Source organism: Lysinibacillus sp. NPDC093692, from assembly GCF_050280125.1.
GTDB lineage: Bacteria > Bacillota > Bacilli > Bacillales_A > Planococcaceae > Lysinibacillus.
The window spans coordinates 23,652-49,472 of the sequence record NZ_JBNNUW010000011.1; the positions used below are offsets into that span (position 1 = coordinate 23,652).

Genomic DNA, 25,821 nt, shown 5'->3' on the forward strand with positions numbered 1-25,821 from the left:
GTTTAATAGTAACGAAAGATGAAGGGGTAAATTGGGATAAACTTGCTAATGCGGGTAAGTTATAAAAGAGAAGGTGTATGTATGTATAGTTTAATATCGAAAATTAGTCAAACTATCAGTGAACCTATTACAGTATTTTTAAACGCCTATGAACATTCCCCCTTCATAATAGCAATTCTTCTCGGATTAGTAGGAGCTTTAGCACCTTGTCAATTAACGGGGAATATGAGTGCTATCACTTTCTATGGGAATCGATCTTTGCGAATGAAAAACAATTGGCAGGAAATTGTCTTCTTTATATTAGGGAAAGTCGTTGTTTTTAGTTTAATAGGTTTATTCGCCTGGCTATTCGGTCAGTCCTTTGAAACGGAGATGACAAAGTATTTTCCAATTTTTCGTCAAGCTATTGGTCCAATCATGCTAATAACAGGGCTCGTCCTAATTGGAGTTTTAAAATTAAAATTTTTAAATCGAATCCCTACTTATATTCCTGCTGTTTTAAAAGAGGGAAAATTGGGCTCCTTTCTGATGGGGGCTAGTTTTTCCATTGCATTTTGCCCTACGATGTTTGTACTATTTTTCGTATGGTTAATGCCTACTGTTGTAACCTCTTCATATGGGGTAGTTTTGCCGGCCGTTTTTGGAATTGCAACCTCTGTGCCACTTCTAGTGATGCTGGGGCTAATCCATTTATTTGACGCAAAAAGGTCTATTATGCGTACAAGCATGAAAATGGGGAGAGTGATTCAAGTCGTAGCGGGGATTATTCTTATTCTAATCGGCCTAACGGATACAATTATTTACTGGGGGTTGTATTAAAGTGGAAGAAAGTAAAAAGAAGAGAAGTAAAGTAAAAATAAAATAGCGATATGTACTTACAATATTTCGCATTTCTCCCGTTAAAATAAACAACCTTTTGCTTTTGGTTGCACAGGAGAAAAGCGAATTTTTTTGATTTCGTTAATTGGAAAGTGCTTTTATGTATAATAGAGCAGACAATGCAAATTTTCTTATAAATATGAATAGAAAGAGTGAAAAAAATGATAGGTGCAACATTATTATTTATCCTTGCAGGTATTGGGGAAATTGGAGGCGGCTATTTAATATGGCTTTGGTTAAGAGAAGGTAAACCATTTTACTGGGGCGTTTTAGGCGGAATTGCGTTAGCTTTATATGGAGTAGTCGCTACTTTTCAATCCTTTCCAACCTTTGGGAGGGTCTATGCTGCCTATGGAGGTGTCTTTATTGTCCTTTCCATTTTGTGGGGCTGGGGAATAGACGGAGAAAAACCAGACATATTAGATTGGGTTGGAGCTGGTATTTGTTTGATTGGTGTGATGGTGATTTTATTACCTCGTTCTTGATAGATTGTTAAAGTGATTAAAGTAGAACATTAAGCTAAAAAAGGCCAATTTTTCATTAATTTAGTGTAAAAATCAAATTAGAGGATTTTTAGAATTTGAATCGAATATTTGTAATAATGCCGAAAAAGTATGGGGGTTGCAATTTTGCTACTTTATTATTGATGTGTATCATCTACCTAAAAAAATTTAAAATAATTTAGGAGTTGATATATGATGAAATACAAAAATTCTATTGATGGAATTTCGGATGAGATGTTGAACGGCTTTTTTGTGGATTGGCCGAATCCACCAAATCCCCAAACTCACTTAAAGTTGCTAAAAAATAGTAGTAAAGTAGTTATTGCTTTAGACGATCATGCGAACCAAGTAGTTGGATTTATTACAGCGATTAGCGATGGGGTTCTATCCGCTTATATTCCGTTTCTTGAAGTTTTGCCGGATTATAAAGGAAAAGGTATTGGCAAGGAATTAGTCAATCAAATGTTAAAGGAACTTGATCATATTTATATGGTTGATTTGTGTTGTGACAATGACTTAGTTCCTTATTATGAAGAGTTTGGCATGATCAAATCAAACGGTATGCTTGTTAGGAATTACGAAATGCAATCGGGAATTTCAAACAAATAAATAGTTAGAAAAACGCTTGGATATATTCCAAGCGTTTTTTCGTGCTTAATTATTCGTCAATGCTTTCTACGATTTCATGTGTGAGATGATTGTTATTTTTTTATAGCAACAAAACGTAATCTGCAATAATCAGCAACCCATTGATGATTCTGATAAAGCATTGGCTTTAATAATTGTTCGCATTTTGCATAAATGTGTTCTTTTTCAGTTTCCGATAAATGCTGGAGCATATTAGTGCTGAACATTACTAACCAATTTCGTAGCCCATTCTCGCCCTGAAGCGGTGTTGGACGTTCATATAGTGAAATCATGTCAACTGTAAATCCAGCACCTTCCAACTTCGATTGATATTCTTCTACAGTTGGAAAATACCACGGGAAATATTCCTCAATATAAGGAAGGTTATATTCTTCCATACTTTTTTGAAGCGCCCAAACAATAGAAGCAATATTACCGTGTCCACCCATTTCAGCGATGAAGCGACCACCTTGTTTAAGTGCACTGTGAATGTTTTTGATGACCGCATCCGGATGCTTCATCCAATGTAATGCAGCGTTTGAAAAGGCAGCATCGAATTGATTGGTTATATGAAGTGCTGTAGCATCCATTGTGAAAAACGTAATGGATGGATATTTTTGCTGTGCAGCAATAATCATATCGTGGGAGGCATCTATCCCTTGAACATGGGCGCCATGAGTAGCAATTTCATGGGCTAAGTCACCAGTGCCACAGCCGACATCTAAAACTCTTTCATTTATTTGTGGAGCCAGCAAATCAACTAAGCTTCCTCCAAATTTTGAAACAAAGTCATGTTTTTGATCATATAAATTCGCATTCCATTTTGGTGTCATTTCCCTCATCTCCTTTGTTTGAGCATAACAGAGAGTTTAATTGTACAGAAATGCGTAAAATGATTAGTTTTGATTCCACATTGGAATATAGGGGGACCGGTTTAATAGTTTCGGTAGACCGTATCATAAGTAAGTGCGGTAAAAATGAAAGTCCTAAAGTATTGATTTACCTGTGCAGCTACTCAATTAAGTCATTTTTTTATTATATTATATGGAAGAATTGTATAAATAATATATAAGCATTTTGTTATAGGTAAAATGAAGGTATAATTTACTTTATGTTGAAAAAAATTGGAAAATAGATTCGGTTGTAATTTTCGGGAAAATGAATTTTCACAATTTAAATGAGGGTGGTTTTTTTATGTGGATTTTTTTTGGGGGGATAATAATAGGACTTTTACTAATATGTATACGCCTACATTATCAAAAATTTAAGCTTCAACAAAAAGTAGAGTTATTAGAACCACTGGTGGAATCGGTTGAAAATATACGTGATATTTTATATTACTGTGAGACGGTTCCTAAGTTGAAATATCTATATTTAAGTCCTACTGTTAATAATCTCCTTGGTCCAAATGCATTAAGAGATCATGTACAGGATCCTGATAAAATTTTCGAAATAATCCATCCAGATGATTATGAGATTTTAGTAAAGAAAATAGTAGGGACACTTAATTTTAACCAGCCTATTACGGTACGCTTAAGAAATCATCTAGGGGAATATATTTGGTCTGAAGAATATGCTACGCCTGTTTATAAGGACGGCAAGTTTGTAGCTATACAAGGTTTATTTAGAAATATTAATGATAAAATCGTATTACAACAGCAATTAGAGTACAAATCTACTCATGACGCCTTAACAAATTTGTATAATCGTGATTATTTTCAAGTAAAGATGGCTCATTTTAACGAACGCAACGACCCGATTACAGTAGTCCTAGCAGATTTAGATGAGCTGAAATGGGTTAATGACGAATATGGTCATCAAATGGGAGATAAATTAGTTTGTGAAACAGCAGCTTGTTTGGAAGCTTATGCAGATAATGACATGCTTATAGCAAGAATCGGTGGTGATGAATTCTCTATTCTTATTCCAAATAAAAGCGTTTTACAAGTCGAGCAATATTTAAAAAATGTTGAGATGAAAATGCAAAGAAACTATAAAGATTTGCCGTTCTCATCGATTAAAATATCTATCGGATATGAATATAGCAATTCCTCTTACGGCGTTATGGAGCAGTTGTTTAGCCAAGCAGATGCGAAGATGTATAAAAATAAGAAGAAAAGAAAATTATTAAAGGAAAAGGTTTAGCCTGTTATGTTGACGCAGTAAACCGCACTATAAGGAAGTGCACTTATGAAAAGAGAGCTTGGGACATAATAAAAAGTCATCATTTTTCGAAAGTAAAAATGGTGACTTTTTGCTATTGAAGGAATTGTTTTTAGTTCTAGGTACGCTTTGAGGGGGTGTTCCTGAATTTGTATTCTCAAGTGTATCATTGTTTCACTAGGGGCCGAACCTGGACTTCTGTAAATTTAGTAACTATCAAATTTTTATAAAAAAGTTCCGGGCGGGGAAAGAAAGGTAAGATTTTTATGCTATAATTTCATAGCGGACTTTTAGTTCGTCAGTACATATTCAATAGTTCGAAGCAATGCAACCTAGTAATAAAAATAGATGGAGATTCATTCATAATGAAAAGGTTCTTACTAAAATGGTTAGGATTAGCAGCTATTTACTCAATAGGTGTAGCAATTAGTCTATTAACTTCAACAAATGTTTTTATGCCTGACACAGGCTTAGACTCCCGAAAAATTGAGCGCAATATAAAGAAATTAAGGTTATCTTTATGGTTCAATGATTTATATGAAGATGACCGGCATCATAGCAGTTTCTTTATCAATATACATGTTAGAAAGTATTTAGAAAGCTCTATTCGTGTTTATCTACTAAAGAGTAGCGAAAAAGAACAGAAAAAATTTATTCAACTATTAGAGAAAGTCGCTCAAGAACGAGAGAAAAATAAAGTTAAAAAAACTGCCTGAATCCGTATCAAATAAATCTCTAGTAAACAAAGTAAGCTCCTTGTTTACTAGAGATTTTTATTGTAATTATTTTATTAAAATGCTCTTGTTTTTAGCGTTCCAAAGTACAGTTTTACCAAGTGCTTCACTTACAAAGCGAAGTGGAACAAATGTCGTGCCATTTATGACTTCAGGTTTTACTTGAAGTGTCTTGTAACTGCCGTTAACAGTTACAAGATAGCTATTAGTATTTAATACGATCTTTGAACCGTTTAACTGTACTGTAATATCATTGGTTTTAGAATTCCAGTCAACTTTTGCACCAAGTTCTTCACTTACAAAGCGTAAAGGAACTAATGTTGTTTCTTTTTTAGTGAAAGGTGCAACAGCAAGCGTTTTGCTTTTACCATTTATATAGGCTGTTTTACTGTTTAAATATAATAAAATCTCGTTACTTTTTGTTGTTGCGTTTGGATAACCAGCAGTTAAAGTATACGTACCAGAAGAATATTGATTACCCCAATAGTCAGCGTAAACTTCGATATAGTATGTGCCGGCTGCTAAATATTTTGAATAAGACTGTGAGCTAGAGCTATAATCCAACAATTTTTTATTTGCATCATAAATTTTAAAACGTGTTGGCGCTGAAGTATCGGATAACGAGACGTTAACATTGCCTTCTTTATTTAACGTAATTGAATAAAAATCAATATCGTCGCTATTTGACAATTGAGATTTAATTGGAGCATTTGACTTGATAGGGAAAGCATTTTCAAGCGTATCATTAGGTTCAAATGTTGATGGATTGTGCTCTTTGGAATTTGTAGAATAAGTCGCAATTAAGTCATACGTACCAGAAGAGTATTTATTATCCCAATAGAAATCATAAACTTTAATATAATATGTACCAGCTTTTAAAGGTTGGGAAAGAGAAGAGTTATTACTAGCAATTAATTGTTTATTACTATCATATAGATCAAATTTAATTGGTGCAGAAGTATTTGCTAAATAAATATGAACATCACCACTGTCTACAGTCGTACTAAACTTATAGAAATCTAAGTCATACACATTTGAAAGTAAAGAAGAAATCTTTTTTCCTGACTGTATAGGGAAAGCATATTCACGCGTATCATTAGGTTCAAATGTAGTCGAATCATGAGTTACATTTCCACTACCATACGTCGCTTTAATTTCATAAGAACCACTAGAATATCTATCATCCCAATGGTCAGGCTTAACTTCGATATAGTATGTACCTGCTTTTAAAGTTTGGAAAGTAGATGAGACATTCCAAGCAATAATTCCAATAAAATTTTTATTACTATCATATAGAGAGGAATTGATTGGCGCAGTAGTATTTGCTAAATAAATATGAACATCACTATCTTGCGTAGTATTAATTTGATACCACTGTGATTCATCTGAAGATGTTAGTGTGTTTGAATGTGTGTTGCCAGATTCTAAATAAATCGTATCTGATGCATGACTTGTTGAAGCGAATCCAACCATAGCAAACATCACAAGAAATAAACTTAAAATATGTTTTTTCAATAATGACACTCCTTTAAAATAATATTGTATTATTATACAAATAAATAACTATAATATCAACAAAAGGATAAATTAACCTAGTTTTAAAGGATTATATCTTAAAGAAAAAATACTAAATAGCTGATGGAAATTAAATTTCAACTTCATGAAATTGGTATAAATATTATTTTAAGGTAATTGTTGATGAATATTAATGAACTATGTATCAGGGCAGTATATTAAATTATAGATGGACAACTAGCGACTTTTTACCCTAAATATATAACGAATCAAGATGCAAATAATAATGGTTATATCTAACCCGACCTTGCGAATAAATGAATATGTCGTTAGGTCTTTTTGGTGACCGTAAATTTATTTGCTTTGGAGTGGTACCAGTCCCAGCTAAACAAATACAATTGTTCACAAAAAAATTTCACCCTCATGTGTTGTTTTTTTGTCAACGTTTATTGGATAAAAAAATAAGGGATGTGGTTCAGTGACTTGGGTAATTAGCGCTTGTCATCTCAATAACTGTTGCATTAGTGGAGTAATTTTGTTAATAATTGCTTTTATAGCGTTCCTTTAACTTCTTTCAGCAGGAGATCTTTGTGCAATCACAAGGTCGAAACTGGACGCAAATGGGTAGAATTTATCTTAAGTGTTGACAAAATGTCAACGTGATAATAAACTTCTTGATAATGATAATTTTATATACAACTGTTTAATGTATGTTAGTCACAGTAAGAAGGAGGAATCAAAGATGGCTGAGCAGAGAAACAGTATTACTCTTGGTGTATTGCTGAGAGAATTATTAAAAGAACGTTCATTATCTATGCGGAAGTTTAGTGAACTCACTGGAATCGATACAGCTACGATTTCACGGATAATAAATGGAAAGAGAAAAGCGACCCCACAACATTTAGAAAAATTTGCTGACTGCCTTGGCGTTCCGTTAATCAATCTTTTTGAAGCAGCAGGATACGCTATAGAACAGAGACAAGAAGAGTCAGATTCAGATATGCATACGTCTGTTGACGCAATACAGGCTCTACTTAAATCTTCAAATGTTTATGATGATGAATTTTCGGTAGCACATGTTGAACAGAAACTAGAAAGCTATGGATTATATGCGCAAACAGAAGAAGGTAAAAGTTCGATTCATAAGGATTTTGATGAAAAAATTAAGAGTGTAGGTAGCATAGGTCCGTTTATAAGCAAATTAAAAGAGTTATATGAGAAATTCTCATTAGGAAAGGGCACAATTTTTGAACTAACTGTAATTGGAAGTACATTATTATATTTTATTATTCCAGTAGATGTTATACCTGATTATCTATTTGCTGTTGGTTATTTAGACGATGCCATAGCTGTACAACTTACTTCAAAGGCATTACTAAAAATATAATTTAGAGTTAATGATAGGTGGATATGGATGAAAAAAAGCAAAAAGAGCCGTAAATGGCTAAGAAATTTGTTCTTAGCATTCGCATTAGTAATCGTAGCAGGGCTTATTTATTCGGTTTATCAATACAAGAGTGGATTGGCTATGGCAGACGATAGTCATATTAAAGATAACGAAAAGGCGTATGACCCATTTGAAGGTGCAGATGTGCAATTTGGTCAGATTAATGTGCTATTACTGGGAAGTGACGCTAGGGACGAGGATGGTAGATCGGATTCGTTAATGATTGCACACTATGACCAAACGACGAATGATGTAAAACTTATTTCTATCATGAGAGATACGTATGTTGACATCCCAGGGCACGGAATGAATAAAATAAATGCTGCTTTTGCCTTTGGAGGTCCTGAACTTGTAAGGAAAACAATTAAGCAAAATTTTGATATTGATGTTAATTACTACGCTATCGCGGATTTTAAAGGATTCCCTAAAATTATTGACCTTTTAGCACCGGATGGAATTGAAGTTGATATTCCATATGAAATGTCCTATGGAATTGGTATGACCTTACATCCTGGAAAACAAACTTTACATGGTGACGGGTTATTAGGCTATGTACGATTCCGCCACGACCGTTTAAGTGATTTTGGACGAGTGGAACGCCAGCAAGAGGTTTTGACAAAGGTGAAAGAACAAATCGGTGTTTCAAGCTTAATGAATTTGCCAAAATTACTTGGTGTTGCAGATTCATATTTTGATACAAATGTTGATAATAAAACAATCCTTACCATTGGAAAAGGGATTGTAAATGGAAAATCTAGTATGGACACTTTACGAATTCCAGTTGCAAATTCTTATGAAGATAAACGTACGAATGTAGGAGATGTTTTAGATATTAACTTAGATAAGAACAAACAGGCGTTAGAGGAGTTTTTATCATCGAAGGACAGTGAAAAAATGGCTAAGACAGACGAAATTTCATCTTAAGTGAAAAGGTATCAAGTTAGCAACACAATAAAATTAGAGTATGTTTTGAACAGTTTTCAAAGCATACTCTTTTTGTTTCTATAATTAGATATCACTGCATTATCAAGATAAGTTACTACATATTCCAATCTGCTACTAGCGAATTTATTTCATTTCATGCTATAGAAAAGGTAGCTGACGATTTCATTCATCAGCTACCAATCTTATTTTTCAAGCTTTGTTAATGTTTTACCGCTCCAACCAAATAGGATCGTCAAAATTGGTCCGAGTAGACAGAAGAAGGTAAATGGCAAGTAAGATGTTGTTGGTATATCTAGTACACTAGCAATAAAAATACCACAAACACTCCACGGAACAAGAGGATTGACTACTGTCCCTGCGTCCTCCATAACTCGGGAAAGATTTTTAGGGGCAAGTCCAACTTTTGCAAACTGTGCTTTAAAAGCTTCACCCGTTAGTAGGATAGATAAATATTGCTCACCAATTAATGTGTTCACACCGATCCCAGTAATGGCAGCACCCGTAATAACAGAGCCAGCGCTCTTAAAGAAGCTCTCGACCTTCGCTAAAATACTTTGAATAATGCCGAGCGTAAATAATAGTCCGCCCATTGTTAATGCTAATAAGACTAAGGCAATTGTAAATAGCATACTGTTCATACCACCACGAGACAGTAGTGCATCTACATCTTTATATCCTGTAGTAGATACATAGCCTTCAAAAAGGATTTTAAAGACATTCGATAAGGCAATCGGTTCTTGTATGTAGGCAAGTCCGACACCAAGAATGGAGACCACTGCGAGTGTGATAAGCGCAGGTGCTTTATAAAAAGTCATAATAACGAGAACAACAATTGGTAATAATGTATACCAATGAATAAGTCCAGTTGACAGTAAGCCCTCTTTAAATAGCTCAACTGTTTCAAATGAAGTATTTCCATCTGTTGGCGAAATGATTGCATAAAGGATGAATGAGATCAAGAAAGCTGGAATCGTTGTCCAACCCATATTTTTAATATGCTCGAAAAGATCTACACCAACTGTACCAGATGCAAGATTTGTTGTATCCGATAGGGGAGACATTTTATCCCCAAAGAAAGCTCCGGAAACAATCGCACCAGCCGTTATAGCTAAAGAGATATCCATTGCACCAGCAATCCCCATAAAAGCAACGCCCACTGTCGCAACAGTCGTTAAAGAACTCCCAACTGAAACACCGACGATACTACAAATTAAAAATACGATGGCAAAGAAAAAGCTTGGTGAAACAGTTAAAAAGCCATAGTAGATAAGTGTTGGAATTGTACCACCCATAATCCAACTAGAAATTAAAATACCGATAAAGAAGAAAATAAAAACTGCCCCAAGTCCAGCACTTGCACCAGCAATCATACCAGTTTCAAGCTCACGGAACGGAACTTTTTTTAGTAATCCATATGCAATTAAAAGTGAAATGACAAGAAAAATAGGTATATGGGGTGTCGCCTTTAAATACCCAATACTGTATGCCATCACGGCAATAATTAAAAGTATAATAAAGCTTGCCTCGATAAATCGAGGGTTACTCTTTGCTTCAATTCGAAACATGCTAATCCTCCTAACAGTTACTTCTTCACTTCAATGCGTTGAAGCCCAAAAGTATTATAGCATGCAGAAACATTTTGTCAATGATATCAGTAGTGTTTTTCCTTTTAGTAGCGACTTTAATGGCTACTGAAATAATCCCAAGTATTTTTGACAATTAAAATACAGGTCATGATGATAAAAATAGTACGCATCATTTTTGTCCCGCGTTTCAGCGCAAATTTTGAACCTAGTATGGCACCGAAAATCATGACAAAGCCCATCGGTAGGCCATATAAAAAATTCACTTTTCCTAAAAGTAAAAACATAGCAAGCGCTGCTAAGTTTGAGGTGAAGTTAAAAGCTTTTGCATTACCCGCAGCTTGCAAAAAATCATTGCCCATCATTAATAAAATGAAAATAAAAAAAGAACCAGTACCAGGTCCGAAGAAACCATCATAAAAGCCAACAGCAGCAAAAGCGCCGACAAAGATGATTTTCTTCCTAGTACTTAAAATCCGCTCTTCAGGTTGTTGTCCCCAATCTTTCTTAAAAACCGTATAAGAGGTAACAAGGACGAGCATAACAAGCATTAGAGGCTTTAAAATAGCAGGTGATACAAGATGCACAGTATAGGCACCAATGAATGAACCAATAAAAATAAAAGGTATTATTTTTCGATTCTTTTTTACATCGACCTTGCCAGCTCGTAAAAAAGTTAACATGCTAGTCCCGTTACTAATTGTATTGGCGAGTTTGTTTGTGGCAATCGCTGTACTTGGTGGTAAACCAACCGCCATAAGCGCAGGTAATGAAATTAACCCTCCGCCACCGACAATCGCATTTAAAAAGGATGCGATAAAGCCGAGTACTAAAAGTATTGTAAGTGATTGTAAATCGATGTCCATATGTATATACTCACAACCTTCTTTCACGCATATTGTGTAAGTTACACTTTTCTTATAACAGTACTGCGAATTGTAATAAATGGCAATGGAGTTTTTCATTTCTAATGTAAATTTCGTTTACAATTCCTTAACATTAATAAAGATGAAAAAAATAGGAAGGAAAAAAGTTTTTCAAGTATTTTTATAAAAATAAAAGAAATAATGGGTATATTTAAAGAAAAAACGTTCATTTTTGTTATCGAGTTTCCAACGTTTTCAACTTGGAAAAGTACCTAGAAATAATTGTGGCAAATTTTATATTACATTTTTGTAAATTCAACTCGTTTATGTTTAAAAATATGTAGAAGTATGTGAAAGTTTTGTTATGATGATTGCAGAAATCGACAATATTCATTCAACAGGAGGAACATGATGTTCAACTCAAACAAGCAAGATCCATTTTTTAAAGCATTATTAAATATTTCTAAAAATGTCAAAGAAGGTATTTATTATGCTCACAATGCGCGTATTCAAGATATAGATGCACTAAAAGAAATCGCAGACACAATGAAGGACTATGAAACAAGTGGAGATAAATTAATTCACGAACTTATTGTGATGTTAAATAAGTCATTTATGACACCAATTGAGCGTGAGGATATTTTAGCACTTGCCAATAAATTAGATGATGTTATTGATGGAATGGAAGGCTGTATTGCTCATTTTGATATGTATAATTTAACAGAAGTGACAGAGCCGATGCGTCAATTCTTAACATATATTGCGAAAAGCACAGACGAAATGGTCCAAGCAATGGAGCTATTAAATAGTAAAAAGCTTGTTGAAATGCGTAAACATGCTATTCAAATTAAGGACTATGAGCGTGAATGTGATGAAATTTTCCGTTCTTCGATGAAACAATTATTTATTCAAGAAAAGGATCCAATGCGCATCATGGTGTTTAAAAGTATTTACGAACAATTTGAAGATATAGCTGACAGCTGTCAAACAGTAGCAAATACAATTGAAACAATAATTATGCGTAACGCGTAAGATGGAGAGTACTAAATGGATACGATATTACTGATAACAATATTAGTCGTTATATTTGCACTTGTATTCGACTTTATTAACGGCTTCCATGATACAGCCAACGCGATCGCAACTTCTGTATCAACAAGGGCATTGAAGCCACGTACAGCAGTATATATGGCTGCGGTTATGAACTTCATTGGAGCTATTACATTCGTTGGGGTAGCGAAAGCATTAACAAAGGATATTGTTGACCCGTTCAGCTTAAATTCTTATATTGGGGATACTACAGGTTCTGTCGTTATTTTAGCGGCATTATTTTCAGCGATTACATGGAACTTAGTAACGTGGTACTTTGGAATTCCGTCTAGTTCATCGCATACATTGATCGGTTCTGTGGCAGGTGCTGCCATTGCAGCGGCAGGCTTCAATATATTGAACTATAGTGGCTTTATAAAAATCCTTCAGGCACTTATTTTCTCACCATTACTTGCGTTTGCAGGTGGTTTCTTAATGATGTCTTTATTCAAAGTATTATTTAAGGATATGAATTTATATCGAACGAATAAAGGGTTCCGGACATTGCAAATTGGTACAGCTGCTTTACAATCATTTACTCACGGTACAAACGATGCGCAAAAAGCGATGGGGATTATTACGCTAGCTTTAATTGCAGGAGGCTTGCACCATACAGACGATATTCCTTTCTGGGTACGTTTTGCAGCAGCATGTGCGATGGGTCTTGGTACTTCTGTAGGTGGTTATAAAATCATCAAAACAGTCGGTGGTAAGATCATGAAAATCCGTCCAGTAAACGGTGTTGCGGCAGACCTTGCTTCTGCATCCATCATTTTCGGTGCGACATTAATTCACTTGCCAGTATCTACAACACATGTTATTTCTTCATCTATTATGGGTGTAGGTACAGCACATCGTGTAAAAGGTGTTAAATGGGGCATGGCACGAAAAATCATAACAACATGGGTAATCACGATGCCTATTTCCGCAGTCATGGCTGCAACTATTTACTATATCTTAAGTTTATTTTTCTAACATAATGAGGGAATGCACGCAATTTGTGCATTCCTTTTTTTATTTGTTTTATTGGATAGGATTGATGGATTGATTCAAAGGTGAAGCGACGGATTCCAACTAGAGCGGGGGAAAGAAATACAGGCGACGGATAGACCGAGCTGAGCGACGGATAAAAAACGAGAAGTGACGGAAAGCCAGATCTATGGTAATTATAAAGAAAGTATAAAGTTCAGAAAAAATGTCTTTTTACATAGTAAGGTTAGTGCAGGAGGAAGTCAGATGAAAGAAAAGCTATTAGTGATTGAGGATGATACGGCGATTGGACGTATTGTGAAGGAAACGCTTGAGCAAGAAGGTTACCAAATTACTTGGGCAACAACAGGACTCGAAGGGCTAGCTGATTTTCAAGCTGATACATTTGATTTAGTGTTAGTCGATTGGATGTTGCCGGAGATGGACGGTCTTACTGTTTGTCAAAATATTCGTTGGGAAAGTGATGTACCTATTTTAATGATGAGTGCGCGTAAGGAAGAGGCAGATAAGGTTGAGGGCTTGCAGGGCGCTGATGATTATATTGCGAAACCGTTTAGCTTAGAGGAGTTAAAGGCACGTGTCGCCTCACACTTACGTCGTTGGAAACGTTATACGAAAAAAGAAATAACAGAAGATGTTACATCCTTTGCACAAGGCTTAAAAATGGATTGGCAAAAGGAATCAGTGCGCCTTCATGATAAAGAGCTTACCTTAACACAGAAGGAATTTGCGCTGTTAAAACTACTTGCGAAAAATCCAAACCAAACTTTTTCAAAAGAAGAATTATATCAGCATATTTGGCAACAAGCGAGCGTAGATGAAACACATACAGTCACAGTACATATAAAGGCGCTACGAGAAAAGTTAAAGGACCCAGTCAAAACCCCGTATTATATACAAACAGTTTGGGGCAAGGGCTACCGCTTCATTGGTGAACCGCTATGAAAATAAAAACTTGGTTACTCATCACTTTTTTCATCGTGATGGTGTTACCGATAACAGGTGCTTATAGCCTTTATGTGTGGATTAATGCCTATTATCAAGATAAAAACGTTGCAGAGTATTTCGAAAAAATGACAGAGCTTAATCAGGTGAAATCCATTCTTGAAGATCCTGCGCATTATAAAAAAAATGCGGATATACAAGAGATTGAAGGATTATCGAATGATCAACTCGCCATTACACTTTACACAAAATCAGGCATTCTTTTGTATTCCTCAAATCCATTGAAATCGGACTATGAATCTAGGGATACTATTTTAAAAGGTTTATATGAACTAAAGCAAAATTACAATGCCTTTACGTATAAAGAACCTGTTTATCAAGATGCGGAATTGCTTGGGGTATATGAAATTCAATTAATTCGGACGGATTGGGTAAAGGGTGTAGAAAGTCGTTCTTGGCTTGTAATAGCCAGCTCTATACTATTATTCCTCCTTATTTATTTTGCAGTTATGATGCTGCTTAATCGTAAATTAAATCGACCGTTACATGAACTAATGAGGCAAATGCGTGCTTTTGCAAAAGGGGAGCATGTGGAATCGAATTTAGAAGCAAGAAAAGATGAAATCGGGGAACTTGCTCAAACCTTTCTGGCCATGCAGGACGAAATTGAAGCCGCACGAGCGCATTTAAAAGTTGAACAACAGCAAAAGGAGCTAATGATTGCGAGTATTTCCCATGATTTGAAAACCCCTCTTACAGCTATTCAAGCGTATGCCGAGTCTTTACAAAGCAAGGCGCTATCAGAAGAACAACAAGATGAGTACCGACAAATTATATTAACAAAGTCCGAAACGATGAAGCAGATGTTAGAGGATTTACTAATGTTCACTTTACTGCGATCCACAAGCTATCATTTAGAACTTGTTGCAGTAGATGGGGCCGAGTTTTTTGAAATGGCATTGTCTGATTATGAGCAGCTATGCAAGGATCGAGGATTTATGCTTGAAGTCACTTGTGACATAGAAGGTATGTATGCAGTCCATCCGAAGCAACTTCAACGGGTGATCGACAATTTAATGAGCAATGCTTGGCGCTATGGAGCTGTAGGTACAACGATAGGCTTAGCAGCCGTGAATGCTGGAGAGTGTCCAATATGGTGCTTTGATTTTGTACGGGCAGCCCAAAGAAAGCAAGACGGTATGTATATCATCTTGCAAAATAAGGGGCAAGGTGTAAAAAAAGAGGATATTGAGAAGTTATTTGAGCCCATGTACCAAGCAGATTCAGCACGAACAAAGGCTGGGGAGCGCGGCACTGGACTAGGATTAAATATAGCAAAACAAATTATAGAAAAGCATGGTGGGACAGTCGAGCTGGTATCAAAAGAAGACTATGGAACAGCTGTACTTTGCTGGTTGCCACCATTTAAAGGAGAGAATTGATGATGGATTGGAAAAAATCATTACGTGCAGCAGGTTTAGTTGCCGCGCTAACATTTAGCTTAGTAGGATGTAATACGGAGGGGGCATATTCACCACAGGAAATTATTGACCAAGCATTACAGGAAACGAAAGAACCACTTACTTATTACGCAGAATACAAGATGGATATGGATGAGGCTGGTGGAAAAGCTCAAGTTAAGGAGTGGACTAAAGATGGTAAACGACGTGTTGAGATAACAGCTGAAAATGGTGAGCATGTCATCACAGTCAATAATGGCTCACAAGTCACTTTATATGATGTTGTAAAAAACACTGTTCATAAAATGGATATAGATGAAGGTGGTCCGGTTGTATTTCAATCACCAAGAGATCAGGCAGAAGCATTATTTAATTTAGTAAAGGATACACATGATGTGAAAATGGGAGGGGAGGAGAAGGTTGCTGGAAGAGATACGTATAAAATTGTAGCGAAAGCCAAAAAAGACGATACTTTAGTAGGTGATATTGAAGTATGGATTGATAAAAAAACTTGGGTGACGTTAAAAACTATAACGAATAGTGCTGGAAATAAAATAACATCAGAGTATACGAAACTAGACGACAGTGCAAAAATTGATGATGCACAATTTACAATTGATATTCCAAAGGATGCAAAAGTCGAGGAAATTAGCGGGCATGAAACTGAGTCGGTAACAATCGATACAGTGAAAGGAGAGCTTGGTGAATTATTAATGGTGCCAGAAGAAAATGGTTTAATTTTGGAGGATATTTCATTAGATAAAGGGATAGAAGGACGTTCAGAATATACTTTTAATTATACAAAGAACAGTCAGAAAGAAATTTCAGTAACAGTTTTTAAAGCAAGTGGTAATGCACCTGAGGTTGATCCTACTTTAGGTGAAAAAGAAATAGACATCCGAGGTCAAAAAGGGACTGCCATGGACGAGAAAAAATTCCGTTATATTGGCTGGCAGGAAAATGGTTATCAATATGGCATTATGAATGAAAACCCTGAGCGAACAATCGAAGACCTTAAAGCCTATGCAGAACAAATGATCATCGGTAAATGAGGTGAATTGAAATGAAAAGAAATGAATTTATTAAATGTCTTGCGTTGTTTTTATTTAGCACAGTTTTTTTATACGGTGTAGGTGAAACATACGGTGTTCCGTGGCTGCAATTTCATTTCTTAGGACAATTCAATGATGAAGGTTTTTATTTCAGTTTTGGCTCTCTAATCCCTATACTTGGTGGCTTACTAATAGTTGCTCTATATGAAACGAAAATTAAACGCCTCATCTAATATGAGGAAAATCCACTTTGAAAAAGAGTGGATTTTCTTTTATATCTTGATTTATTTACAAGTATAAATGCTATAATATGTAAAAACTTCAAAGGGGAACTATGAATGGGACGGGAGATTATAGAAACAAACTATTTTACTTTGCATCATTTATGTGACGGTGTTTATGCTGCGGTTGCTAAACCAGGTCAAGGTGCTTGGAGTAATGCGGGAATCATTGATTTAGGTGACGAACTTCTAGTTTTTGATTCGCTAAGTACTCCTTCAGCGGGGGAAGAGTTAAGACGCCAAGCTGAAAGTTTAACCGGTAAGAAAGTAAAGTATTTGATTAACAGTCACTATCACGGGGATCACGTTTTTGGGAATCAAGTATTTTCGGATACAACAATTATTTCTACATATGTAACGGAGAAATTGTTCAAAGAAAAGAATAAGATTGAAGACTACGAGAAGGAAAAGCAGGATATGAATCAATACCTGCTTCAGCTAAAAAGTAAAATTGATTCAACAGAGGACATCATTATTAAAAAGAGTTTAATCAACCAATATCAAGAAATGTCGAAGGTTTTGGATGATTTATCTCAATTACAAATTGTGTTACCATCCATGTTGTTTGAAGAAAAACTGACTATCACAGGTTCCGATAAAACTGTGGAATTATACTGTTTAGGTGGGGGACATTCACCGAGTGATACATTTATGTACTTACCTAAAGAAAAAATAGCTTTTATGGGGGATTTAGTGACAGAAGATTTACATGTCCCGATCTATAACCCAGAAGAATTTTTGAACATATTAAAGCAAGTTAAACAAATCGATATCAATATAATTGTTCCTGGTCATGGTAATGTTGCAGATTTGACTGTATGCGATACGTTAATTGATTATTTATCTTATATGACTCAACAAGCAAAAGAGGCCCTTCAACAAAAGTTGTCACTGGAAGATTTTATTTCTGAATTTGATGTACCTAAAACGTTTAGGGAGTGGAAGGGCGTAAACGGTATTAAAGCTAACCTTACAACGGTATACACATACCTTCAAAAAAGCTGAAAATCCACTTTTGAAAAAGTGGATTTTTTTAGCGTTGATGAAATACGGACAATAAAATCTGATTAATGATGATTAGTATAGCAAATACATAAGCTAATTTTGTTTGACCTGTTGCATATAGTGCTATGACGGCTAGCGAGAATATTACAAATTCAAACATAAAATGCGAAATCCCACTCAATGGAAATGTTGCTTTGGGAGAACCAAACATACTCCATAGAACTACAAACAAAGCGGGTGCTCCAACCCCAAGTAAGAGCTTGAAGAATATGCCTTTCCCAGTTTGTATACCCCAATATCCATAAGCCATTAACACGCAAATTTCTAATAGAAAGCGAAGAACTAAATTCAACACCATATGATCCCTCCGAAAAATAGTTTTTTAAAAGGGTAAACATAATCGCTGATAAAATACCGTTCACTGATAGAGCCTCAACTTCTAACTTAAACTATTTGTTGTAAATGTGTTTTATTGAAAGCTGCTTCATATTTTAAACCATAGCCTAGTGCACGATCTAAAAATATATGAGCTAACCAAATTATAGAAGCCATTAGTAGCGGTGATGATGCAGTGACAAAGCCTATAATTAAGAGAATACCTGGCAGGACTAAACTGTGGCCAATATTGTAAAATAACGCGCCAACTTTAGTGTTTACTATGTAGCCTAACATCGTTATATCAGGTAGTAATAAAAGTAGTACAAAATATAGGAACGAAAATTCAAAATGCCAGTAGAAAAATACAGCTACTAAAAGTGCTATTAAATATTCCGATGAGATAATTTTACGTAGTTTCATGATGAACACTTCCTTCTTGTAATTTATTATACATATCCTCGATAAGTGAGCCGATGACTAACTTATTTTCTGCATATTTTCCTTCAGCCATTAATGTTTGAGTGAGCTGTAAGGATTGTAGTGCCTGCTGATAAAAATATAACTGCTGCTCAATGTGAGTAATCTTTGCAGAGAAAAGCTGTACGGTCTTTTGATTGCAGGAATCTGAAGTAGGCTTTTGCTCTAGTGTAAGGAGTTGATTGATTTCTTGTAATGTGAAGCCAAGCTGCCTTAAGACTAAAATAAATTTGATTGTATGTTCACACGTGACATCATAAACGCGATAGCCATTGTCCTGTTTATTTGGATGTAGTAATCCTTCTTTTTCATAGTAACGTACGGTATCCGTAGATAAATTATACTTTGCTGCAAACTGTTTAATATGCATGTGAGCACCTCCTAAATTTATCCTAACATTGGAGTGTGCTCCAAGGTCAATACGAAAATTGAAATTTTTAAAAATTAAGTGAAACGGTCATTTCTTGGCAGTCGTTTATAGTGTAAGAGGGGGAGGTGGACGGCATACTTGAACAAATTATGGATGATCATGCAGAGCATTTATTGCGTCTCGCCTATTTTTACGTGAAAAATAGACACGCGGCAGAGGATATCGTGCAGGAGGTTTTTATAAAATTTTCTCAGCATGATTATGAGGAACGTGGACAGCTACGTGCTTATTTATCAAGGTTAACGATTAATAAAAGCAAAGATTATTTAAAAAGCTGGCATTTTAAGAAATTAATTTTACAAGAAAAAATATTCCCTGAGAGGGCTAACATACAGAGCGACACACTGATTGAAGCGGAGGAAAGGACCCAAATTGGGGCAGCTATTTTAAAGCTTCCACTAAAATATAGAGAGCCAATCATCCTTTATTATTTCGAAGAGATGAAGATTGCCGAAATAGCACAAGTTCTAGGTATTGTAGAAAACACTGTTAAAACAAGGTTAAAAAGGGCAAGAGAAGCTTTAAAGTCTCAATTAAAGCTGGAGGAATGGGAGGTGCTTGGACATGAATGAATGGCAAAAAGAGTTGGTGAAAGTGGCAGGGGATATGGTAGAGAGTAAAGAGCGTGTTAAAAATCGTGTCTTACAGCAGCGAGATGTCAAAGCTAAAAAGCCCATTCGTTTCGCGCTTTTAACAGTGATTGTCACGTTTTGCTTCGTTGGATTTGTTATGGTGCAGCTACTGAATAAGGAGACGAAACAATCTGCAATTATGTTTAACGATACACAGCTTACCCATTTTGAAAATATAATGCGCATTAATTGGGGCAAACAAGACGAGGAATTTTATACAAAAGAGGCAATAGAGCGCTACAAGAAGGTAGTTGCCACTTATTATTATGCGAAGTCACTTAGTCTCCAATATTCTGACGCAGAACTAAAGGCGGTAAGGAAGGAGCATTATGACGAGCTTTTTATGTTACAACAATCACCTGAATATGCGAAGCTTTTAAAAGAGAAGGGAATCAAGAACTACTTTAAAACATATGTGGAGCCTTTGTTACCGATGTATACAGCTCAAAAAAAGCTGGATTCCTTTTACCGAGGAAAGTATCCTACTCTCCCAAACGGTATAGTACAAGAAATAGCCGCTCAGGATGCTATCCGCTATTTTGATAAGCATTTTGCAGATCAGGTAAAAGCGATAAAGGAGCAAAAAGGAATCAAGAATTATTCAAGTAATTCACATGGAATTAAGTATGAGGGAACAGTCATAAAAGTAGAATCCAATGCCTTTCTATTTGTTGAAAAGGCTATTCCTGAGGACTTAGAAAAATTATCGCAAGAGCAAATTATGAAAAAGTACCCACAAGCAACTTGGTATCCGGTTTTGGATGGTTTCCCGGTAAAGCAAGGAGATTATGTCAGTATAGAATCAAATAGGAGTGAGTCAATTGATGAATATGGTAGAGTCACAAATTACGGCGTATTAAACAATGTGGAAATTGTTGAACCAACAGTAACGACTATGCTCAACGTTCAAAACGAACAGGAAGTCATGCAATTCTTTCGACAAACAGAGTGGCAGCCTGTTGAAAATATTGGATACCCTCCAGATTATTCATTTATACTAGATGGAGTTCGTGTAGATATCTGGGATAGTTCCGGTCAATCACTTGATTTGTATAAAGTAGGTTATGGTATGGTACATCTAAATAATGAAAGGTCAGTAGAGTTAAAGAAGCTTTTAAGTATTGAAGAATCTTTACATTAAACGTTATGATAATATAATCGGCGGACCTTACCATTTGGACTTTTTGGGAGCGCTTTCTTTATGACGAGGTTTGATTTCTTTGAAATCTTTTTGTGATGAAGAATAATTGATTTTTGCGATTAGTTTAACATTTGTTTACGTCCTGAGTATTTTGATTGGAGGCTGGGCGACCCGGTGGGAATATTAGTGTCACAGATGAGTATTTGGAGCGCAAGCGAAGCGGGGAGAGGAACGAAGGCTAAAGATATCAAGTCCTGTGATTGCAGCTTGGTGACTAACTCTCATGTTGCTGCCGCTACGCTTTCGCACAAAAAAACATCTGTTGCCCCGAAGCTCCCAGGAAAGTAGCTAGCCGGAATGGAAATCAACCACATATTATGATGATGATCCACACATATCTAGCCATCCACACCTTCTTCAAGTCTCTTTCGAGAAGAGGCTGTTTTTTTTATTTAACGGAAAATTATGGTATCTTTAATATTCCCCCTATAAAAAGAGTCATTTTACAAAAGGAATCACAACTTTTTAGGATAAATGAATCACTGAATGGGATTTTGAGGTTAATTTTACTCATAAATTTGAAAATAAATGAGTCTGAGGAATTGTAATATTTGGCACATAAAGATAGTATTAAAGAAGTAGGGTTACTTTAAGGAGGGGCGGTATGAACACACAGGAGTTTGAAGAATTATGGATTACGCTCAATGAATTGTATGAAGCGAATCGCTTTATAGAATATATAGAATTAAGTAGTGCCGCAATTGAAAGTGCTATTGAGCTTGGTATGTATAAAAAAGCAATCCTGTTATTACGCTATAGCTGTGCAAGCTATTTTCAAACAGGTGATTTGCAAGTATCCATTAGTGTGCTAGAGCAATATCGAGAATTAACCTTCCAATATGGCGATGATATCGATTTAATCCATCATTATATTTTAGCATCCATTTATTGGGGGACATTCGGCCATATAAAGAAATCGAAAGAGTTTATGATCAAGGGACTAGAGATTGCTGAACGTATTCAACATACAGATAGCATAGGGAAAATTTATAATAATTTAAGCGACTTAGAAAACTCTTTAGGGAACTCTCAAAAAGCGAAGGATTTTGCATTAAAGAGCTTATACTATGCCAATTATTTTGAAACAAAGCATGAAAATCCTTATTCAGGGATTATTTATTCAAAAATAAACTTAGCTGTTGCACAAATTTGCTTGGAGGAATTTGATGAAGCAGATGAATTATTGCAAGAATTGCTAGTGACGATTAAGAAACCACCTTACTCCAAGTTACAATTGGAGGTTATGAATGCCTATGCATTGCTCTGTGAAAAACAGGGGCGCATTGGCGAGGCCATTGATTTGTATCAAAAGTCGAAGCACTATGCCTTACAAAATAATGATTTGTCTATGCTTCAAACTATTTATAATTCTTTAGTGAAGCTAATAGAAGAACAAGGTAATAAGCTTGTATTGTGCTCGATACAAAAGGAATATATTAACATTCTATTGGAAATGCAAAGGGAAAATTATACTCATTTGTTATTTGAGATGGAGTATAATGACCAGAAAAAACGTTTTGAAAAAACTTCTTACGTTGATCCATTAACGAATATTTATAATCGACGTTATTTTGATGAGAATGCAGAAAAAATGCTGGAGAAAGCTTCGGTAGAAAATCAGCAATTAGCATTAATGATGATTGATTTAGACCATTTTAAAGAAATTAATGATGCTAATGGTCATTTATTTGGTGATGATGCTTTAACGATTACTGCAACTACATTAAAGGATTATTTTCAATCATTTGAGTCGATTGTTGCTCGCTTTGGCGGAGATGAGTTTATTGTTCTTAGTCAATTACCGGAGGGTGAATCTATTCAAACGATAACGGAAAATCTCTATCAAACATTAAACTCTATGTCCTTAACAATTAATGATGAGACCGTTCAGTTGGAATTTAGTATTGGCGTCAGTACGAATAAACAAGGTCAGATTGCCACTGTTGAGGAGCTGATCCATAATGCGGACAAAGCACTATATACGTCAAAGCGCAATGGTCGTAACCAAAGCACTGTTTTTAATCAATATAGTGGTGCGGGGAATCGTAATTAAACAAGTTAGATGATGGGTACTGGCGTGTAAGTGCAAATATTTAGTATCAATCAAAAAGGATCTGCTTCATTCCAACGTATAGTCGTTGGAGTTTCGCAGATTCTTTTCTTTTGAAAAAATTTTTAAAAAAAGTGAATCGGAAATGAAGCGGCGTCCGTCAGTAGTTTAGAAAGAAGGTGAGGACAACGATGGATATCGAAAATATTATTGCAGAGCACGGTGATTATTTACTAAAGGTTGCTTATTTATATGTGAAAAATGAAGCAACAGCTGAGGACATTGTGCAAGACGTGTTTATCGCCTTTTATCAAAAGCAGGAGCAATTTCGTCAAGAAGCATCATTACGTACATATTTAGTGAAAATGACGGTCAATCGAAGCCATGATTATTTGCGCAGCTGGAAAAGTAAACGATTGACACTCTTTGAAAAAATAACAGGACGTACGACAGCAGTCACGCCTGAAAAAGAATATCTTGCTAAATCCACAAAACGAGAGCTAGTAGAAGCTTTGTTTACATTATCTGTGGCCTATAGGGAAGTATTGATTCTCTATTATTTTGAGGATATGACGACAGTTGAAATTGCACAGCTCGTATGTTGTCCAGAAGCAACAATACGTACAAGATTACAGCGTGCTAGAAAGCAACTTGCAACAGCAATCGGTGATTATGATTGGGAGGTGTTACGCCATGAATCAATTTAAAGAAGATATGCTAAAAGAGCTTCATGAAGTAAAGCTTACAGATGAAAAAAAACAGGCTATTGCTCAGAAAGCACGTAGTAAAACGAAACAAAGAAGAAGCAGTCCGTGGCAATATCGTGTGGTGCTTGCGACGTTTACGATGTTGGCCATTGGTTTTAGTTATTTATTATCGCAGAATAAACATTCAAGTAGTCATCAGGCAGCTAGTGTACAGCAAGAAGCGGATACATGGAGCCTATGGACAATTTTACAAAACGAATTTGTAAAAGGTATATTGCTTTTTAGCTTCTTGATAGGGATTGCTTTGATTGTGAAAGGTGTGTTAATCAAGAAAGGCTATGGCCTACCGGTGTGCATTGAGTGTGGGGAAACTTGGTCAGAGAAGCAAGCTCGAAAAATGTACCGGAAAAATGGACAAATCGAATGTCCTTATTGTGGGAAAAAACAATATCGCACAAAAAAATCAATGAAAATGGGTGGTATTTTAACGTTCCCGATTCCACTTATGGTATTTATGCATATGATTTTTAATAATATTTCTATTGGGACTATTTTCTTTATGGCGGGTGTTCTTATTTATTATCGACTACTAGCACCATATGTATTTGATTTACAAGAAGATGATCCTATCAACGATCCGCTTTGGTAATTTGTATAGAGAAATTGCTAGTTCACTATAGCAATTTCTTTTTTATTAGATTAGATTGACAACGGGTGAGAGGATACAATATTCGCTACGGTTTTGGCTATAAGGCACTTCTTTAAATGAATACCGATATGAAAAGCCCCTCCTATATCACTCGGCTAACGAGTGATTAGGAGGGGCTTTAATTATTCCTATTTTTAACCACATTCGCGAAACGTTTAGCGGTTATTTCTCATGCAAATTAAACTTTCTGCTTGTCAATCTCTTGGTCCTTGTCCTGGTCCTGAGCAGGTTGCTCCGATTGCTCTACTTGTGTCGGTAGTTCTTCCGAATGTTCAGGTTGCTCCGGTTGCTCTTTCTTCAATCCCATTCTTTTACGAATAAAGCCCCAAATCGCACCGACAGCCAGCACAATTATGATCCCGAACTTCTTCAATAGAGGGAGGAGTACAGCAAAAAAGCCCGCTTTTTTGGCAACTGCTAGACCCGCACCTCCAAGAATTAATCCTGTTAAGCCGAAATCAGCTACCTTATCGGTTTTTTTGTCAAAATCCTCATAGCGCTGACCCTTCTTTAAGTTAAACTGCGACAGGATCTTGTTGTTAAACACTATACGATCTGCCTGCAAATTTGCCGGATCTGAGACTAGTATCGCCGAGATATAGCCTTCACGGGATAGAATTCGCACATTGTAGTTAATAACACCATTGTTCTGATTATCATGGGCTAATAAAGACCACGACAAACTATGTAATTGGTTGTCGTAGAATGGAGCAACATCCCATTTGTCAACGAATAACTGATTTTCAGGGCTTAACTCCTTATTCATTTCTTCAGTACCTTCTTTGTAGCTTTCCAACAAGGCATCAGCATCGATTTCCGCTTTTTCGTCGTCTTCTATATATCCAGATTCGTCATATTCGAAATAAACGGCCCAAGTCTGAGTTTCATCCTTTGGAAAAACCACGCCGATTTCTGACCCGCTCGGCTCCATTCCGCCCTGCGTTAGGTACTTTTTCGTATCTTCGGCATTCAGAAAAATAAAATCACTGTCTAACTCCAGTTCCGCTAAATTTGTCCCCACGTCAACTTTCTGTCCACCTTCGACCCAATTTAGCTCTTCTTCGGCGAATGCGGGAACCGCACACACCATCATAATTAAAGTCATAGCAGTTACTGATTTTAATAGTCTTGCAATTAACGATTTCAAAATATC

At 35.9% G+C, this 25,821-nt stretch carries 27 protein-coding genes; 19 read left to right on the plus strand and 8 right to left on the minus strand.

Annotated elements, in window-relative coordinates; all coding sequences use genetic code 11:
• Positions 1–81 precede the first annotated feature (81 nt).
• The 3 genes from ACQKN4_RS13380 (at position 82) to ACQKN4_RS13390 (ending at position 1,991) form a co-directional block, all read left to right on the plus strand.
• Complete coding sequence (locus ACQKN4_RS13380) at positions 82–819, plus strand: sulfite exporter TauE/SafE family protein (RefSeq protein ID WP_427483900.1); 738 nt, start codon at positions 82–84, stop codon at positions 817–819.
• Between the two features lie 221 nt (positions 820–1,040).
• Positions 1,041–1,364: a YnfA family protein gene (locus tag ACQKN4_RS13385; RefSeq protein WP_079560229.1), complete on the plus strand. Its 324-nt coding sequence runs from the start codon at positions 1,041–1,043 to the stop codon at positions 1,362–1,364.
• A 213-nt stretch (positions 1,365–1,577) separates the two neighbouring features.
• Complete coding sequence (locus ACQKN4_RS13390) at positions 1,578–1,991, plus strand: GNAT family N-acetyltransferase (RefSeq protein ID WP_427483972.1); 414 nt, start codon at positions 1,578–1,580, stop codon at positions 1,989–1,991.
• 92 nt (positions 1,992–2,083) lie between these two features.
• Here the strand turns inward: ACQKN4_RS13390 and ACQKN4_RS13395 are convergent, their stop codons facing one another.
• Positions 2,084–2,842, minus strand: coding sequence for a class I SAM-dependent methyltransferase (locus ACQKN4_RS13395; protein ID WP_427483901.1), 759 nt, complete (start codon positions 2,840–2,842; stop codon positions 2,084–2,086).
• Between the two features lie 361 nt (positions 2,843–3,203).
• Here ACQKN4_RS13395 and ACQKN4_RS13400 point away from each other — a divergent pair, with 361 nt between their 5' ends.
• Both ACQKN4_RS13400 and ACQKN4_RS13405 read left to right on the plus strand, forming a co-directional pair.
• Positions 3,204–4,154 (plus strand): sensor domain-containing diguanylate cyclase, encoded by a 951-nt coding sequence (locus ACQKN4_RS13400; RefSeq protein WP_427483902.1) that lies wholly within the window; start codon positions 3,204–3,206, stop codon positions 4,152–4,154.
• Between the two features lie 383 nt (positions 4,155–4,537).
• Positions 4,538–4,888 carry a hypothetical protein gene (locus ACQKN4_RS13405; RefSeq protein ID WP_079560232.1) on the plus strand — a complete coding sequence of 117 codons (351 nt, stop codon included), beginning with the start codon at positions 4,538–4,540 and terminating at the stop codon, positions 4,886–4,888.
• Between the two features lie 66 nt (positions 4,889–4,954).
• Here the strand turns inward: ACQKN4_RS13405 and ACQKN4_RS13410 are convergent, their stop codons facing one another.
• Positions 4,955–6,421, minus strand: coding sequence for a copper amine oxidase N-terminal domain-containing protein (locus ACQKN4_RS13410; protein WP_427483903.1), 1,467 nt, complete (start codon positions 6,419–6,421; stop codon positions 4,955–4,957).
• A 742-nt stretch (positions 6,422–7,163) separates the two neighbouring features.
• Between ACQKN4_RS13410 and ACQKN4_RS13415 the strand changes: the two genes are divergently transcribed.
• Positions 7,164–7,808 (plus strand): helix-turn-helix domain-containing protein, encoded by a 645-nt coding sequence (locus ACQKN4_RS13415; protein WP_427483904.1) that lies wholly within the window; start codon positions 7,164–7,166, stop codon positions 7,806–7,808.
• 141 nt (positions 7,809–7,949) lie between these two features.
• Positions 7,950–8,792, plus strand: coding sequence for an LCP family protein (locus ACQKN4_RS13420; protein WP_427483973.1), 843 nt, complete (start codon positions 7,950–7,952; stop codon positions 8,790–8,792).
• Between the two features lie 203 nt (positions 8,793–8,995).
• On the opposite strand, the gene nhaC is transcribed toward ACQKN4_RS13420, so the two are convergent.
• Both nhaC and ACQKN4_RS13430 read right to left on the minus strand, forming a co-directional pair.
• Positions 8,996–10,378, minus strand: a complete 1,383-nt coding sequence (nhaC, locus tag ACQKN4_RS13425) for a Na+/H+ antiporter NhaC (RefSeq protein ID WP_427483905.1) — start codon at positions 10,376–10,378, stop codon at positions 8,996–8,998.
• A 116-nt stretch (positions 10,379–10,494) separates the two neighbouring features.
• Positions 10,495–11,262: a sulfite exporter TauE/SafE family protein gene (locus ACQKN4_RS13430; protein ID WP_427483906.1), complete on the minus strand. Its 768-nt coding sequence runs from the start codon at positions 11,260–11,262 to the stop codon at positions 10,495–10,497.
• A 411-nt stretch (positions 11,263–11,673) separates the two neighbouring features.
• On the opposite strand from ACQKN4_RS13430, the gene ACQKN4_RS13435 reads away from it, so the two are divergent.
• From ACQKN4_RS13435 to ACQKN4_RS13465, 7 genes are all read left to right on the plus strand, one after another.
• The gene (locus ACQKN4_RS13435) at positions 11,674–12,294 is read left to right on the plus strand and encodes a DUF47 domain-containing protein (RefSeq protein WP_079560238.1); all 621 of its coding nucleotides are present in this window, start codon (positions 11,674–11,676) and stop codon (positions 12,292–12,294) included.
• Positions 12,295–12,309: 15 nt separating this feature from the next.
• Positions 12,310–13,326 carry an inorganic phosphate transporter gene (locus ACQKN4_RS13440; protein WP_427483907.1) on the plus strand — a complete coding sequence of 339 codons (1,017 nt, stop codon included), beginning with the start codon at positions 12,310–12,312 and terminating at the stop codon, positions 13,324–13,326.
• Between the two features lie 261 nt (positions 13,327–13,587).
• Entirely contained in the window at positions 13,588–14,286 is a 699-nt protein-coding gene (locus ACQKN4_RS13445) for a response regulator transcription factor (protein ID WP_079560240.1), read from the plus strand.
• Positions 14,283–15,728: a HAMP domain-containing sensor histidine kinase gene (locus ACQKN4_RS13450; RefSeq protein ID WP_427483908.1), complete on the plus strand. Its 1,446-nt coding sequence runs from the start codon at positions 14,283–14,285 to the stop codon at positions 15,726–15,728. The genes ACQKN4_RS13445 and ACQKN4_RS13450 overlap by 4 nt, the downstream gene beginning before the upstream one ends.
• Positions 15,728–16,798: a LolA family protein gene (locus ACQKN4_RS13455; RefSeq protein ID WP_427483909.1), complete on the plus strand. Its 1,071-nt coding sequence runs from the start codon at positions 15,728–15,730 to the stop codon at positions 16,796–16,798. The genes ACQKN4_RS13450 and ACQKN4_RS13455 overlap by 1 nt, the downstream gene beginning before the upstream one ends.
• An 11-nt stretch (positions 16,799–16,809) precedes the next feature.
• Positions 16,810–17,031 (plus strand): hypothetical protein, encoded by a 222-nt coding sequence (locus tag ACQKN4_RS13460; RefSeq protein ID WP_079560242.1) that lies wholly within the window; start codon positions 16,810–16,812, stop codon positions 17,029–17,031.
• Positions 17,032–17,136: 105 nt separating this feature from the next.
• On the plus strand, positions 17,137–18,084 hold the full coding sequence (locus ACQKN4_RS13465; RefSeq protein WP_427483910.1) for an MBL fold metallo-hydrolase: 948 nt from the start codon (positions 17,137–17,139) through the stop codon (positions 18,082–18,084).
• A gap of 28 nt (positions 18,085–18,112) precedes the next feature.
• Here the strand turns inward: ACQKN4_RS13465 and ACQKN4_RS13470 are convergent, their stop codons facing one another.
• The 3 genes from ACQKN4_RS13470 to ACQKN4_RS13480 form a co-directional block, all read right to left on the minus strand.
• Positions 18,113–18,442 carry a YrdB family protein gene (locus tag ACQKN4_RS13470; RefSeq protein ID WP_079560244.1) on the minus strand — a complete coding sequence of 110 codons (330 nt, stop codon included), beginning with the start codon at positions 18,440–18,442 and terminating at the stop codon, positions 18,113–18,115.
• A gap of 86 nt (positions 18,443–18,528) precedes the next feature.
• On the minus strand, positions 18,529–18,882 hold the full coding sequence (locus tag ACQKN4_RS13475; protein ID WP_079560245.1) for a DUF4260 domain-containing protein: 354 nt from the start codon (positions 18,880–18,882) through the stop codon (positions 18,529–18,531).
• Complete coding sequence (locus tag ACQKN4_RS13480) at positions 18,869–19,309, minus strand: MerR family transcriptional regulator (protein WP_079560246.1); 441 nt, start codon at positions 19,307–19,309, stop codon at positions 18,869–18,871. The genes ACQKN4_RS13475 and ACQKN4_RS13480 overlap by 14 nt, the downstream gene beginning before the upstream one ends.
• Positions 19,310–19,458: 149 nt before the next feature.
• Between ACQKN4_RS13480 and ACQKN4_RS13485 the strand changes: the two genes are divergently transcribed.
• The 5 genes from ACQKN4_RS13485 to ACQKN4_RS13505 all read left to right on the plus strand — a co-directional run bounded on the left by ACQKN4_RS13485 (position 19,459) and on the right by ACQKN4_RS13505 (position 24,608).
• Positions 19,459–19,941 carry a sigma-70 family RNA polymerase sigma factor gene (locus ACQKN4_RS13485; protein WP_427483911.1) on the plus strand — a complete coding sequence of 161 codons (483 nt, stop codon included), beginning with the start codon at positions 19,459–19,461 and terminating at the stop codon, positions 19,939–19,941.
• Entirely contained in the window at positions 19,934–21,142 is a 1,209-nt protein-coding gene (locus ACQKN4_RS13490; protein WP_427483912.1) for a hypothetical protein, read from the plus strand. The genes ACQKN4_RS13485 and ACQKN4_RS13490 overlap by 8 nt, the downstream gene beginning before the upstream one ends.
• A gap of 664 nt (positions 21,143–21,806) precedes the next feature.
• Positions 21,807–23,255, plus strand: a complete 1,449-nt coding sequence (locus tag ACQKN4_RS13495) for a tetratricopeptide repeat-containing diguanylate cyclase (RefSeq protein WP_427483913.1) — start codon at positions 21,807–21,809, stop codon at positions 23,253–23,255.
• 188 nt (positions 23,256–23,443) lie between these two features.
• Positions 23,444–23,959 (plus strand): sigma-70 family RNA polymerase sigma factor, encoded by a 516-nt coding sequence (locus ACQKN4_RS13500; protein WP_079560250.1) that lies wholly within the window; start codon positions 23,444–23,446, stop codon positions 23,957–23,959.
• The gene (locus ACQKN4_RS13505; RefSeq protein WP_079560251.1) at positions 23,946–24,608 is read left to right on the plus strand and encodes a TIGR04104 family putative zinc finger protein; all 663 of its coding nucleotides are present in this window, start codon (positions 23,946–23,948) and stop codon (positions 24,606–24,608) included. The genes ACQKN4_RS13500 and ACQKN4_RS13505 overlap by 14 nt, the downstream gene beginning before the upstream one ends.
• Before the next feature lie 238 nt (positions 24,609–24,846).
• Here the strand turns inward: ACQKN4_RS13505 and ACQKN4_RS13510 are convergent, their stop codons facing one another.
• Positions 24,847–25,815 (minus strand): DUF2167 domain-containing protein, encoded by a 969-nt coding sequence (locus tag ACQKN4_RS13510; RefSeq protein ID WP_427483914.1) that lies wholly within the window; start codon positions 25,813–25,815, stop codon positions 24,847–24,849.
• Positions 25,816–25,821: the final 6 nt, after the last annotated feature.

Coding starts and splice junctions, on each gene's coding strand:
- ACQKN4_RS13405 (WP_079560232.1), top strand. CDS start 4,538: ATGAAAAGGTTCTTACTAAAATGGTTAGGATTAGCAGCTATTTACTCA.
- ACQKN4_RS13435 (WP_079560238.1), top strand. CDS start 11,674: ATGTTCAACTCAAACAAGCAAGATCCATTTTTTAAAGCATTATTAAAT.
- ACQKN4_RS13445 (WP_079560240.1), top strand. CDS start 13,588: ATGAAAGAAAAGCTATTAGTGATTGAGGATGATACGGCGATTGGACGT.
- ACQKN4_RS13475 (WP_079560245.1), bottom strand. CDS start 18,882: ATGAAACTACGTAAAATTATCTCATCGGAATATTTAATAGCACTTTTA.
- ACQKN4_RS13450 (WP_427483908.1), top strand. CDS start 14,283: ATGAAAATAAAAACTTGGTTACTCATCACTTTTTTCATCGTGATGGTG.
- ACQKN4_RS13480 (WP_079560246.1), bottom strand. CDS start 19,309: ATGCATATTAAACAGTTTGCAGCAAAGTATAATTTATCTACGGATACC.
- ACQKN4_RS13455 (WP_427483909.1), top strand. CDS start 15,728: ATGATGGATTGGAAAAAATCATTACGTGCAGCAGGTTTAGTTGCCGCG.
- ACQKN4_RS13505 (WP_079560251.1), top strand. CDS start 23,946: ATGAATCAATTTAAAGAAGATATGCTAAAAGAGCTTCATGAAGTAAAG.
- ACQKN4_RS13490 (WP_427483912.1), top strand. CDS start 19,934: ATGAATGAATGGCAAAAAGAGTTGGTGAAAGTGGCAGGGGATATGGTA.
- ACQKN4_RS13495 (WP_427483913.1), top strand. CDS start 21,807: ATGAACACACAGGAGTTTGAAGAATTATGGATTACGCTCAATGAATTG.
- ACQKN4_RS13395 (WP_427483901.1), bottom strand. CDS start 2,842: ATGACACCAAAATGGAATGCGAATTTATATGATCAAAAACATGACTTT.
- ACQKN4_RS13470 (WP_079560244.1), bottom strand. CDS start 18,442: ATGGTGTTGAATTTAGTTCTTCGCTTTCTATTAGAAATTTGCGTGTTA.
- ACQKN4_RS13390 (WP_427483972.1), top strand. CDS start 1,578: ATGAAATACAAAAATTCTATTGATGGAATTTCGGATGAGATGTTGAAC.
- ACQKN4_RS13440 (WP_427483907.1), top strand. CDS start 12,310: ATGGATACGATATTACTGATAACAATATTAGTCGTTATATTTGCACTT.
- ACQKN4_RS13460 (WP_079560242.1), top strand. CDS start 16,810: ATGAAAAGAAATGAATTTATTAAATGTCTTGCGTTGTTTTTATTTAGC.
- ACQKN4_RS13485 (WP_427483911.1), top strand. CDS start 19,459: ATGGATGATCATGCAGAGCATTTATTGCGTCTCGCCTATTTTTACGTG.
- ACQKN4_RS13380 (WP_427483900.1), top strand. CDS start 82: ATGTATAGTTTAATATCGAAAATTAGTCAAACTATCAGTGAACCTATT.
- ACQKN4_RS13465 (WP_427483910.1), top strand. CDS start 17,137: ATGGGACGGGAGATTATAGAAACAAACTATTTTACTTTGCATCATTTA.
- ACQKN4_RS13415 (WP_427483904.1), top strand. CDS start 7,164: ATGGCTGAGCAGAGAAACAGTATTACTCTTGGTGTATTGCTGAGAGAA.
- ACQKN4_RS13385 (WP_079560229.1), top strand. CDS start 1,041: ATGATAGGTGCAACATTATTATTTATCCTTGCAGGTATTGGGGAAATT.
- nhaC (WP_427483905.1), bottom strand. CDS start 10,378: ATGTTTCGAATTGAAGCAAAGAGTAACCCTCGATTTATCGAGGCAAGC.
- ACQKN4_RS13420 (WP_427483973.1), top strand. CDS start 7,950: ATGGCAGACGATAGTCATATTAAAGATAACGAAAAGGCGTATGACCCA.
- ACQKN4_RS13430 (WP_427483906.1), bottom strand. CDS start 11,262: ATGGACATCGATTTACAATCACTTACAATACTTTTAGTACTCGGCTTT.
- ACQKN4_RS13400 (WP_427483902.1), top strand. CDS start 3,204: ATGTGGATTTTTTTTGGGGGGATAATAATAGGACTTTTACTAATATGT.
- ACQKN4_RS13500 (WP_079560250.1), top strand. CDS start 23,444: ATGGATATCGAAAATATTATTGCAGAGCACGGTGATTATTTACTAAAG.